This window comes from Stenotrophomonas sp. NA06056 (assembly GCF_013364355.1).
Lineage (GTDB): Bacteria > Pseudomonadota > Gammaproteobacteria > Xanthomonadales > Xanthomonadaceae > Stenotrophomonas.
In genome coordinates, this window is the sequence record NZ_CP054931.1 from 3,745,266 (window position 1) to 3,757,404 (window position 12,139).

At 65.9% G+C, this 12,139-nt stretch carries 11 protein-coding genes; 5 read left to right on the forward strand and 6 right to left on the reverse strand.

The genetic code is table 11. The features are described 5' to 3' along the window. Nucleotides 1–310: 310 nt before the first annotated feature. The 3 genes from HUT07_RS16915 to HUT07_RS16925 form a co-directional block, all read right to left on the reverse strand. Complete coding sequence (locus HUT07_RS16915; protein ID WP_025878453.1) at nt 311–547, reverse strand: YdcH family protein; 237 nt, start codon at nt 545–547, stop codon at nt 311–313. A gap of 323 nt (nt 548–870) precedes the next feature. Further along, entirely contained in the window at nt 871–1,755 is an 885-nt protein-coding gene (locus HUT07_RS16920) for a hypothetical protein (RefSeq protein ID WP_176021883.1), read from the reverse strand. Next, nucleotides 1,752–2,117 (reverse strand): DUF4398 domain-containing protein, encoded by a 366-nt coding sequence (locus HUT07_RS16925; RefSeq protein ID WP_176021884.1) that lies wholly within the window; start codon nt 2,115–2,117, stop codon nt 1,752–1,754. Before HUT07_RS16925 ends, HUT07_RS16920 begins: the two co-directional genes overlap by 4 nt. A gap of 121 nt (nt 2,118–2,238) precedes the next feature. Here HUT07_RS16925 and HUT07_RS16930 point away from each other — a divergent pair, with 121 nt between their 5' ends. From HUT07_RS16930 to HUT07_RS16940, 3 genes are all read left to right on the forward strand, one after another. Continuing rightward, complete coding sequence (locus tag HUT07_RS16930) at nt 2,239–3,366, forward strand: PilT/PilU family type 4a pilus ATPase (RefSeq protein WP_176021885.1); 1,128 nt, start codon at nt 2,239–2,241, stop codon at nt 3,364–3,366. 133 nt (nt 3,367–3,499) lie between these two features. Continuing rightward, nucleotides 3,500–4,783, forward strand: coding sequence for a putative DNA modification/repair radical SAM protein (locus HUT07_RS16935; protein ID WP_176021886.1), 1,284 nt, complete (start codon nt 3,500–3,502; stop codon nt 4,781–4,783). Next, nucleotides 4,764–6,224, forward strand: a complete 1,461-nt coding sequence (locus HUT07_RS16940) for a UdgX family uracil-DNA binding protein (RefSeq protein WP_176021887.1) — start codon at nt 4,764–4,766, stop codon at nt 6,222–6,224. Before HUT07_RS16935 ends, HUT07_RS16940 begins: the two co-directional genes overlap by 20 nt. Nucleotides 6,225–6,269: 45 nt before the next feature. Here the strand turns inward: HUT07_RS16940 and maiA are convergent, their stop codons facing one another. Together maiA and HUT07_RS16950 are read right to left on the reverse strand one after the other, a co-directional pair. Next, nucleotides 6,270–6,938, reverse strand: a complete 669-nt coding sequence (gene maiA / locus HUT07_RS16945; protein ID WP_176021888.1) for a maleylacetoacetate isomerase — start codon at nt 6,936–6,938, stop codon at nt 6,270–6,272. A 14-nt stretch (nt 6,939–6,952) separates the two neighbouring features. Beyond that, complete coding sequence (locus tag HUT07_RS16950; RefSeq protein WP_176021889.1) at nt 6,953–7,942, reverse strand: fumarylacetoacetate hydrolase family protein; 990 nt, start codon at nt 7,940–7,942, stop codon at nt 6,953–6,955. A 734-nt stretch (nt 7,943–8,676) separates the two neighbouring features. Between HUT07_RS16950 and HUT07_RS16955 the strand changes: the two genes are divergently transcribed. Together HUT07_RS16955 and HUT07_RS16960 are read left to right on the forward strand one after the other, a co-directional pair. Continuing rightward, nucleotides 8,677–9,591: an IS110 family transposase gene (locus tag HUT07_RS16955; RefSeq protein WP_176019965.1), complete on the forward strand. Its 915-nt coding sequence runs from the start codon at nt 8,677–8,679 to the stop codon at nt 9,589–9,591. Between the two features lie 513 nt (nt 9,592–10,104). After that, entirely contained in the window at nt 10,105–11,526 is a 1,422-nt protein-coding gene (locus HUT07_RS16960) for a DEAD/DEAH box helicase (protein ID WP_176021890.1), read from the forward strand. 234 nt (nt 11,527–11,760) lie between these two features. On the opposite strand, the gene HUT07_RS16965 is transcribed toward HUT07_RS16960, so the two are convergent. Continuing rightward, complete coding sequence (locus HUT07_RS16965; RefSeq protein ID WP_176021891.1) at nt 11,761–11,988, reverse strand: hypothetical protein; 228 nt, start codon at nt 11,986–11,988, stop codon at nt 11,761–11,763. Nucleotides 11,989–12,139 lie beyond the last annotated feature (151 nt).

A 12,139-nucleotide genomic window follows, 5' to 3' on the forward strand; every position in this document is an offset into this window, starting at 1 on the left:
TTATCCGACGGATGGCGACGAAAGTCAGGAGCCGTTTCTGTAGCGCCGGGCCATGCCCGGCGGGGGGCGTGCCGACCAACGGTCGGCACCCACCAGCTCGGCGCGTGGAAAAAGGGATGCGGACGGCCCCGGATCGACGAGGAGACCGGTACCGCCCGCATCGGGGGACGTGCCTGCAGGGCCAAGGCACCACCGCGTGTGGTGCCTTGGCGCGACGCCTGTGTTCAGCGGCGCCGCGTTGCCAGGTCAGGAGTGCCTGGCAGGGCCATCGATGGCCGGGTCATGCCATTCCGGGCACGACAGGGGTGCGTCAATGCGTGGGGGACGACGTTGCGAGCGGTGTTTCGTACATTCGCAGAAGGCGTTGCTTGGCCAGCAGCTTCTCGCGCTTCATTCGACCCAGGGTGACATCATCGATCGGGAGTACACCCAACTCCGCATCCATGCACTTCTTGTTCAACTTGCGGTGCTGGTCATGGAGTGCCCGGAACTCCGGATCGCGCGCGCGACGGGCGTCGATCTCGCTCTGGGGCTGATCTTCAAACATGATGGACCTCCTTCGACAGATACACGAACGCCCCGGCCGCAAGGCACGGGGCGTTGTTCATGGAGGAGTGCCGGTCGATGCCCACATGGGTGCCCACAACGACGTGCGGCACTGGCCTGCGCACGTCGATCTGCTGCGGTTCGCGCCCTGCTTGCATCGGCCCGGCCCTCCCATCGTCCGGTCCGCGTTATTGCGTCCCGGACAATTGACCCTACGCTTGCTCCGGACGGGGTTCAAGCCCCTGCGGCAAAAAGACCGAACCCCGCCGGGGCGGGGTTCAGGCTGAATACTCAACACAACGAAAAACAAACAATATCAAGCAATTACGGTGCGATCACGACCTCAGCCGAGCGCGCCCGGGTCGAGGCGGCCTTCTTGCCGGCCACCTGGATCCGGCTGCTGGCGACACCGGCCGAGACCAGCGCATCGCGCAGTGCCTCGGCCCGCTTCTGGCCGACGCCATTGGCGCTGTCGTAGGCCTCGATGCGGATCCTGCCCTTCTTGCCGATGTTGACGTACTCGGCCAAAGCCTTGGCCTGGTTGCGGGCGCCACCGGACAGGCTGGAGGCCCCGGCAGCGAACGCGTCTCCGGCAAAGGTGAAGACCTCGCCGCGGCCATCGAACTTCGAGCCCGGCAGCTTCTGCCCAGAGACCAGCTCGGCTTCCTCACGGGCCAGCTTGGCCGCGTTCTGCTGGGCCGAGCTGAGGCGCTGCTGCTGCTTGCCGGCCACGCTGGTCAGGGCGTTCTCGGCATCCTGGCGGGCCAGGGTCTCGGCCTCGGCGGCCAGGCGCAGGCGCTCGGCCTCTTCCGCCTGCATCTGCGCCTGCATGCGCAGCTGCTCGGCTTCCTGGCGGGCGCGGGCGGCATCGCGGCGGCTGGCCTCGATCAGCAGATCGCTGCGGGTGCGCTCCAGGCGGTCGACCTCGCGCGCGGCCAGTGCAGCCCGCACGGCGGTCTCGGCGATCTCGACCCGGCGCTCGGCCAGATAGGTGGCCAACTCCTGGTCGCGGCGCTTGGCCTTCTCCAGGGTAGCGATGGCCTGCTGCGCCTGCATGCGCTCGAAGGCGCCCAGCTCGGCGGTGGCCGGATTGGCCTGGATCGACAACAGGCGCTGGCTCAGCTGGCCCACCATCGGGTTGTCGGCGGCCAGGGCCAGCGTCGGCAGGGCAAGCAGCGTGGCCACGGTCAGGGCAGAGATCGCCTTCATCGGCGGTCCTCCCCGGTCGACAACTGGCGCTGCAGCTGGTTGACCTCGTTGCGGCGCAGCTGCAGCTGTGCGGTCGCCATGGCTTCCTCGCTGCGGGCACGGGCCAGATCGGCGTCCACGGTGGCACGCAGGGCCATGGCCGGCGCGTTCTTGCGCTCGCGGCGGTCGCCCGCTGCACGCTGGGCCTGCTCCAGTCCCTGGCGGGCCAGCCCGATCAGGTCCGGGGCGTACTGGTCGGCATCGGCCTGGGTGGCTTTGTCCACCGCCTGCCGGGCCTGCGCCAGTTCCAACGCGCCGTCCTGCGCCCAAGCAGGGGCAGAGAGTGCGAATGCAAACGCCATCACATACAGGCTGTGGCGCATTCGTGCGAAGCTAAGTCGTTTCATTGGGGAGGCCGTACCGGTTGTCGGTTCGCGGCCATTGTCGTCAAGCCGGTACCGTGCTTGCAACGGGCACCGGCAGTTTCGTTGGGGAAAATTCGCAATGGATATCGGCTACTTCCTGAAGCTGATGACCGAAAAGAACGCTTCGGACATGTTCTTGACCACCGGCGCGCCGGTTTACATCAAGATCGAGGGCAAGCTGTATCCGCTCGGCAATACCGGCCTGCCGCCGGGCATGGTGAAGAAAATCGCCTACTCGCTGATGGACGAGGGCCAGGTGCCCCAGTTCGAGCGCGAACTGGAGCTCAACATGGCCATCGCCCTGGCCGATGCCGGGCGTTTCCGCGTCAACGTGTTCAAGCAGCGCGGTGAAGTGGGCATGGTCATCCGCGCCATCCGCAGCCGGATTCCGAGCATCGAAGAGCTCAACCTGCCGCAGGTGCTGAAGGACGTCATCATGACCCCGCGCGGGCTGGTGCTGGTGGTGGGGTCCACCGGCTCGGGCAAGTCCACCTCGCTGGCGTCGATGATCGATCACCGCAACAGCACCACCACCGGTCACATCCTCACCATCGAGGACCCGATCGAGTACCTGCACAAGCACAAGATGTCCATCGTCAACCAGCGCGAGGTCGGGCTGGATACCCATGCCTTCCACAACGCGCTGAAGAACGCGATGCGTGAAGCACCGGACGTGATCCTGATCGGCGAGATCCTGGATGCGGAAACGATGGAGGCGGCGATCGCCTTCGCCGAAACCGGCCATCTGTGCCTGGCCACCCTGCACTCCAACAACGCCGACCAGACCATCGAGCGCATCCTCAACTTCTTCCCGGAAAGCGCGCACAAGAATGTGCTGATGAACCTGGCGCTGAACCTGCGTGCGGTGATCAGCCAGCGCCTGGTGAAGAACAAGGAGGGGCGCCGCCTGCCGGCCACCGAAGTACTGATCAACACGCCGATGATCCGCGACCTGCTGCGTCGCGGCCAGGTACACGAGATCAAGGCGGCGATGGAGGCTTCGCTGGAAGAAGGCATGGAGAGCTTCGACCAGTGCCTGTTCCGCCTGGCCAAGAACGGCACCATCGATCAGGAAGAAGCACTGCGTGCGGCCGACTCACGCGATGGCCTGGCGCTGAAGTTCCGCCTGTCCGAAGGCGGCAGCGGCGAGCATGATCCGTATGCGGACTTCTCGGCGGCCGCACCGTCGATCACCCACGGGTTCTGACACGGGTATCCGCCGGACATGTGCCGGCGCTACCTGCCCGCCACAGGTAGCGCCGGGCCATGCCCGGCGTCGCCTGCTGAATTGTTCACCGGCTGTCTCATCCAATGAGACCTGTTGTCCGTAGGTTCCTTCAATGGAAACCATACGCAAGCTGGCCATCCTTGCCGACGCCGCAAAATACGACGCTTCCTGCGCCTCCAGCGGTGCGGGCAAGCGCGATTCGCGTGCCTCCGGCGGCATCGGCAGTACCGAAGGCATGGGCATCTGCCACAGCTACACGCCCGATGGCCGCTGCGTATCGCTGCTGAAGATCCTGCTGACCAACTTCTGCGTCTATGACTGCGCCTATTGCGTGAACCGGGTGTCCAGCAACGTGCAGCGCGCGCGTTTCAGCGTGGATGAGGTGGTCACGCTCACCCTGGACTTCTACAAGCGCAATTACATCGAAGGCCTGTTTCTTTCCAGCGGCATCATCCGCAATGCGGACTACACGATGGAACGCATGGTGGAGGTGGCACGTCGGCTGCGCGAGGAGCATCGGTACGCCGGCTACATCCATCTGAAGACGATCCCCGAGGCATCACCAGAGCTGCTGGCCGCTGCGGGTCGTTACGCCGATCGCCTGTCGATCAACGTTGAACTGCCCACCGAGGCGGGCCTGGCCACGCTCGCTCCGGAAAAGACCAGTACATCCATCCGCGGCGCGATGGGTGAGCTGCGCTGGCGCATTGAAGAAGCCAAGGAGGCCCGCAAGGCGCCGGCGGTGATCGCACCGGTTTCCACCCGCAGCGCGCGCCCTCGCCCTCCCCGTTTCGCACCCGCAGGGCAGAGCACCCAGATGATCGTGGGTGCCGACGGTGCCAGCGACCGGCAGATCCTGACCAGTGCCGACAGCCTCTACGGCAATTACCGCATGCGCCGGGTGTACTACTCCGCTTTCAGCCCGATTCCCGATGCGAGTCGGCAACTGCCGCTGCAGCCGCCCCCACTGCAGCGCGAGCACCGGCTGTACCAGGCCGATTGGCTGCTGCGCTTCTACGGCTATGGCGTGGAAGAGATCACCGACACCACCCAGGGCGGCATGCTGGATCTGGACATCGATCCGAAGATGGCCTGGGCGATCCGCCATCCCGAGCGCTTCCCGGTGGACCTGAACCGTGCCCCGCAGGAACTGCTGCTGCGCGTGCCCGGGCTGGGCGTACGCAACGTCAAGCGCGTGCTGATGGCACGTCGCCACGGTCGCCTGCGGGTGGCCGACCTCGCCCGGTTGAAGGCGCCGATGAGCAAGCTGCTGCCGTTCGTGCAGTTGGCCGACCACCACCCCCGCAGCGCGCTGGATGACCCGGCAGCGTTGCGCGCGAAGCTGGCGCCACCACCCCGCCAGGGCTCGCTGTTCGATGCCGCGCCCGCTGCCTGAGATGCAGCGCTGGTCGCTGCGGGTGGACCCGCCGTGGTCACTGGACGCCTGGCGCAATGCAGCGCGGGAGGCGTTGCTGCGCGGCGTGCGCCCTGAACAGCTGGACTGGCGGGTGGATTCCGAGGCGTCCCTGCTGGATGCGCCAGCGGTACAGCAGGCGCCGTTGCCCGACGGAGCCGTCGCGCCGAACGTGCCACGCGACTTCGTGGAACTGGCGGCGACCTGCCTGTGCCATCGCGATCCGCAGCGCCTGCCGCTGCTGTACCGCCTGCTGTGGCGCATCGCCCACGGCGAACGCACGGTACTGTCCAATCCGGCCGATGCCGATGTGCTTCGCCTGATGGCGCTGGCGCAGGCAGTGCGCCGCGATACGCACAAGATGAAGGCCTTCGTTCGCTTCCGTGAGGTGCCCGGCGAAACCGACGCGTTCATTGCCTGGTTCGAGCCCGACCACAACATCGTCGACCGTGTCGCGCCCTTCTTCGCCCGCCGTTTCGCCGGCATGCGCTGGGCGATCCTGACGCCCACGCGCAGCGTGCAATGGGATGGCAGCGCGTTATGGTTCGGCGATGGCGGCACCCGCCAGGATGCCCCCGCCGAAGATGCACGCGAGACCCTGTGGCAGACCTATTACGCCAGCATCTTCAATCCGGCCCGGCTCAACACGCGGATGATGCAGCAGGAGATGCCCACCCGGTACTGGAAACATCTTCCCGAAGCACAGCTGTTGCCTGGCCTTGTGCGCGATGCGGCCAGCCGCGTGCAGGAGATGCACGATCGGCCGGCGCAGGCACCACAACGACGTATTCCAGCGCGGCAGAACGCTGCCGCCGATGCCGCTGCGGACGATGGCAGCCTGCAGGCACTGCGCCAGCAGGCGGCCGTCTGCCGGCAGTGCCCATTGTGGGAGGCGTCCACCCAGACCGTGTTCGGCGAAGGTCGTGCCGACGCACGCATCATGCTGGTGGGCGAACAGCCCGGCGATGTCGAGGACCTGAGTGGCCGCCCCTTTGCTGGTCCGGCAGGCAAGCTGCTGGACCGCGCGCTGCAGGAACTGGGCATCGAGCGCAGCGCGCTGTACCTGACCAACGCGGTGAAGCACTTCCACCACGAGCGGCGCGGCAAGGTGCGCCTGCACAAGCGCCCTGAGAGCCGCCATGTGCATGCCTGCCGGCCGTGGCTGCAGGGCGAGATCGCACGGGTGAAACCGCAGGTGATCGTCTGCCTGGGTGCCACCGCAGCGACCGCGGTGTTCGGCAGCGGCTTCAATCTGATGCGCGACCGCGGCGGCTGGCACGTGCTGGACGATGGCACCCGGGGTTACGCCACCGTGCACCCGGCCTGGGTACTGCGGCAAAAGGATGAGACGCGGCGCGAGGACGCCTACCGGTTGTTCCGTGAGGACCTGCGGCAGCTGCAGGAAGGGGACGGAGGGGATTAAGTCGCTTGTGCCACAAACGACTTAATCCCCTCCGTCCCCTTTCCGTCAGGCAGCGTCGATCTGGTTTTCCGGGCGTGCAGCGGTGAACGCGTCCAGCTGCTGGCAGGCGGTCTCAATCCGGCGGAGGGTCGGGTACGGCGCCAGGTCCAGACCAAACCGATGCGCGTTGTACAGCTGCGGGAGCAGGCAGATGTCAGCCAGGCCCGGACGATCGCCGTGGCAGAACGTGCCTGTCTCCGCGCTGGCCGCCAACATCGCCTCCATCGCCGCGAAGCCTTCGGCCATCCAGTGCAGCGTCCATTGCGTGCGTGCATCGGCCGGCAACTGCAGATCGCGCTCGAGATACTGCATCACCCGCAGGTTGTTGATCGGGTGGATGTCGCAGGCCACCAGTTGCGCCAGCGCCCGCACGCGTGCGCGGCCAGCGGCATCAGCCGGCAGCAGCGGCACCTGCGGGAAGCGCTCTTCCAGATATTCCAGGATCGCCAGCGACTGGGTCAGCACGTGGCCCTCATGCAGCAGCGCGGGCACCAGCTGCTGCGGGTTGAGCCCACGGTAGGCGTCATGGTGCTGCTCGCCACCCTCACGCACCAGATGCACCGGCCGCGCGTCGAAGGCCAGGCCTTTCAATGCCAGGCCGATGCGCACGCGGTAGGCGGCGCTGGATCGCCAGTAGGTGTACAGCACGATGCCGTCGTCGACCGGAATGTCCATCGCCGCCTCCATGCTCAGGGCTTGGCCGCCTGTTCGATGCGCTGCTCGATCGCACCGAAGATGCTGTTGCCGGCGGCATCAAGCATCTCGATGCGCACCACGTCGCCGAAGGACATGAACGGCGTGCTCGGCTTGCCGTCGCGCAGGGTTTCCACCACGCGCTGTTCGGCAAAGCACGAAGCGCCCTTGCTGGTGTCTTCGTTGGCGATGGTGCCCGAGCCGACAATGGTGCCGGCACTGAGCGGACGCGTCTTCGCCGCATGCGCGACCAGCTGGGCGAAGTTGAACTGCATGTCCACGCCCGCTTCCGGCGCACCGAACCACGCCCCGTTGATGTGGGTCAGCAGCGGCAGATGCACCTTGCTGTCCTGCCAGGCAGCGCCCAGCTCATCGGGGGTGACGAACACCGGCGACAGCGCCGAGCGCGGCTTGGACTGCAGGAAGCCGAAGCCCTTGGCCAGCTCGCCCGGGATCAGGTTGCGCAACGAAACGTCGTTGACCAGGCCGATCAGCTGGATGTGGCCGGCGGCCTGTTCGGCCGTGGCCGCCATCGGCACATCGTCGGTGATCACCACGATCTCAGCTTCCAGATCGATGCCGTAGTCCTCGCTGACCACCTTGACCGCATCGCGCGGGCCATAGAAGCCGGCGCTGGTGGCCTGGTACATCAGCGGGTCGCTGTAGAAGCTTTCCGGCACCTCGGCACCGCGGGCGCGACGCACGCGTTCGACGTGCGGCAGGTAGGCGCTGCCATCAACGAATTCATAGGCACGCGGCATCGGCGCGGCCAAGGCCTGCGGGTCCAGATCGAACACGCCATCGGCGTCACCGGCATTGAGCGAGTCATACAGGGCGTTCAGGCGCGGGGCCAGATGGCTCCAGTCCTCCAGGGCCAGCTGCAGGGTGGCGGCAATGCCGGTGGCGCGGACGCCGTGGCGCAGGTCACGCGAGACGACGATCAGGGTGCCGTCGCGGCCGCCTTCCTTCAAAGAACCAAGCTTCATGGTGGGTGTCCGGAGTCGTGGGCAAACAAGTTTCAAGTGTAATCAAATATCCGGTACAGCCAAGCTGCAGCGCGGCATCGGCCCACCCTACCGTAGTGGGGGGGTGTCAGGCAGGGCTGCGCCCTGCACCTGCAGAAGCTTTCGAGCAACAGCCGAGGCAACTGCCAAAGCGGCATTCCGTGGGATGGCGGGGCGGTGTCGGATTGCGGGGACGCCGTAAACCCATCCCTGGGGGCTTGGCAGCCGCATCCATGCGGCTGACACCCCGCAATCCGACACCGCCCCACCTTCGACAGTTTCCCGGTGGCCAGTAGATCCACGCCACGCGTGGATGAATGTCCATCGAAATCGAATATTTCGACAATTGATCGAAAATCATCCACGCATGGCTTGGATCTACTGTGTCGACCAAGGTCGGCACCCACCAAGAGCAAGCCATGCCATTCCGACAGATCGCGGAAAACTGTCGAAGGCGGGGTGGGTCCGGTTGCGGGGGTGTAAGCGCCATGGATGGCGCGCCCAAGCCTTATCTGATCGGAATCTGGCAGCGTAGGTGCCGAGAGCCGGCGTGGGCCGCCGTGCAAGCCTGGATCTCGACGATCGCCTTGGAGCTTGGCGCCCACGCCGGAATCTCCCTTGATCCGCCCGAACAGTTGCTGGAGCTGACACTCGCAGTAATAAGACTGGGCAAGCGGGGGAGCTCTCGACCCTTCCAGACTATACGGAGTCCGGTGATGAACGGGATCGGGATTGATGTCAGCAAGCGCCAACTGGATGTCGGCACGACGGACGGAGAGGTGCTGCAGGTTAGCAATAGCGCTTCGGGTTTCGCTGAATTGGATCTCTGGTTGAGGAAACATCCGGTGAGCCAGATCGTGCTGGAGGCCACTGGGGGCTACGAACAGTCAGTACTGAACTTTCTGCACAACGCCGGTCATGCGGTGGTTCGTGCCAACGCGCTGCGGGCTCGCAGGCTGGCCCAGGGAATGGGCCAGGTGGCCAAGACCGACCGTCTGGATGCCTATGCATTGGCGCAGATGGCGGCCTTGGTGAAACTGCCCGCCTATCAGCCACTGGAGCCCTGGCAGCAAAAGCTGCGGGAATTTGTGCGGGCGCGTCGACAGACGATGGAAGCCCTGACCGTAGCGCGCCAGCAGCAGGAGATGGTGACCGATCGTGAGTTGCGCCGACTGCTGCAAGCCAGCATCAGCCGCCTGCAGAGGATGGTTGGGCGTTTGGGACAGCAGATTGCCGAGCAGGTTGCCCAGCAACCCCAGCTGGCGGTACTGAAGTCGATGAAAGGCGTGGGCCCTGTCCTGCAGGCGGTATTGGCCAGCTATCTGCCGGAGCTGGGCAAGATCAGCGGCAAGGCCATCGCCAGTCTGGTCGGTGTAGCACCCATGTCCCACGACAGTGGAACCATGCGCGGCAAACGAAGCATCCATGGCGGCAGGGCCGAGATCCGTCAGGTGCTTTACATGGCCAGCATGTCGGCCATGCGGCATGAACCTCGACTGCGCGATTTCTACCAGTCGCTGCGAGCCCGAGGCAAAGAAGGAAAAGTAGCCATCGTGGCGGTGATGCGGAAGATGCTGGTGATTCTCAACGCCCGCGTGCGTGACGCTCAAGGCGGATCGATCCCCGCCTGAAGCCAGTCTGCGCGTGCCCCAAAAGGCTGCCGGCCAGCGGCCGGCACTACCGTGCGTGACTGTCGGAGGGGCCGAGGCCCCTCTCTCAACACAGTTGCTCCAAGGACGGATTCACGGCGCCCCCCGCAACCGGACCCACCCCGCCATCCCTCAGGAAACCAGCTTTTGACGTTGACGTTGACGCTGCTTCGGTCTCTGCGGGTGCAGGGCGCAGCCCTGCAGAGAGAACCCCAACCTGAACAGACCGTTTTGCGTGAAGTCTCATCCTTCCGCTAGACTATGCGGGTCTGCAGCGGCCGTCCGTTTCCCTCCGGGATCGCCGGCGACAGGGGTCCGCCCCATCGCCCGCCCCCACTCCGACGCCGTTCGTCACGCATTCCAGCCTGCGCTTCGCGTCGGCTGCACCCAATTCTCGCAGCGCGGTTCACGGGAACGCTCCGAGTCAGCCGATCAGTTTGATCTGCCCCCGTCTGTCCGTTCGGACAGGCGTTACTTGTACTTGGAGCAATCTCAATGTCTTTTGAATCCCTGGGCCTTGCGCCCTTCCTGCTGCGTGCGCTTGCCGAGCAGGGCTACGAAACCCCGACCCCGATCCAGCAGCAGGCGATCCCCCTGGTGCTGGCCGGCCGCGACCTGCTGGCCGGCGCACAGACCGGTACCGGCAAGACCGCCGCGTTCGGCCTGCCGCTGCTGCAGCACCTGGGCACCGCCTCGCAGGAAGTGCGCACCGGCCCGCGCAAGCCGCGCGCGCTGATCCTGGCACCGACCCGCGAACTGGCCACCCAGGTGCATGACAGCCTGCGCGGTTACAGCAAGTACCTGCGCATCCCCAGCGCCTGCATCTACGGCGGCGTCGGCATGGGCAACCAGCTGGACATCCTGCGTCGCGGTGTGGACCTGCTGGTGGCCTGCCCGGGCCGCCTGATCGACCACCTGGAGCGTCGCAGCATCGACCTGTCCGGCATCGAACTGCTGGTGCTGGACGAAGCCGACCGCATGCTGGACATGGGCTTCCTGCCGTCCATCAAGCGCATCCTGGCCAAGCTGCCGAAGCAGAACCGGCAGACCCTGCTGTTCTCGGCCACTTTCGAGGACAACATCCGCCAGCTGGCGCTGGAATTCATGCGCAACCCGGAACAGATCCAGGTGACGCCGAAGAACACCGTGGCCGAGACCATCACCCACAAGGTGCATCCGGTTGATGGCGGCCGCAAGCGCGACCTGCTGCTGCACCTGCTGGCGCAGGACAGCCGCGAGCAGACCCTGGTGTTCGCACGCACCAAGCACGGCAGCGACAAGCTGGCCGCGTTCCTGGAAAAGTCCGGCATCAAGACCGCGGCGATCCACGGCAACAAGAGCCAGGGCCAGCGCCTGCGCGCGCTGGGCGATTTCAAGGCCGGCCGCGTCACCGTGCTGGTAGCGACCGACATCGCCGCGCGCGGTATCGACATCAACGAACTGCCGAAGGTGATCAACTTCGATCTGCCGATGGTGGCCGAGGACTACGTGCACCGTATTGGCCGCACCGGCCGCAACGGTGCTACCGGCCAGGCGATTTCGCTGGTGGCGCAGGATGAAGTGAAGCTGCTGCGCGCGATCACGCGCCTGCTGGGCCGCGACATGGACATCCGCGATGTGCCGGGCTTCGAGCTGCAGGTGCCGATCCGCTGGGGCAACAGTGCGCCGGGCAAGGCCGAGCATGAGACCGGTGAGCGTGCGCCGCGCAAGAACCATGCGCGCCGTCCGCACGGCGATGCACCGCGTCACGCACATGCAGGCCCGAAGAAGGCCGGCGGTGGCCGTCGCGAGGGCGGTGGCAACGGCCAGCAGCGCGCCGGCGCCGGCGCCGGCCAGGGCCAGCGTCGCGGTGGCGGCAACAACAGTGGTGGCGGCCGTGGCCGCGGCCAGGGTGGCGGCGGCGGTCGCGCCAGCTGATCCCAGCTGACAGGGATGGCGTCACCCGCTGGGCGGGGGCTGCTTATCGGGGGACGACGCTGACGCGTCGTCCCTTTTTTGTTGCTGGCTACCGGGTGCTAAAGCGTGCGGTTGGTCTGGCTTGGGGCGGCGCAGGCGGAGTGGGCGCAAAACACGCCGTAAACCCATCCATGGGGGCTCGATCGCGCCATCCATGGCGCTCACGGTTTTGCACCCACTCCGCCCTACGCCGCTTCAATCATTACCAGCGCCTTCTTGTCCCGCCGGGTAGCCGGGAGAAGAAGGATCAAGTTCAAATTCAAATTCAAATTCAAATTCAAAGACAAAGACAAAAGCAAAAGCCGGAATTCCAGCTTTTGCTCTCTGCTTTTGCCCTTGCTCCCGCCCTGGGTTTGATGCATCCGCGCCCGCAGGAAACTGTCTGGGGAGGACGGATGGGCCGTGCAGGACCGCAGGCGCCATGGGCCCGAGGCATGCCTCGGGCGGGTTGGGCAGGACGCCCAACCCCGGTCTTGCCGTGTGCGCAGGACAGCGCACACGAGCAAGGCGCCTACGAGCCTACACGGACGTACTTGCGGCGTGTCCTGCGCGGCCCATCCGTCCTCCCAATCCT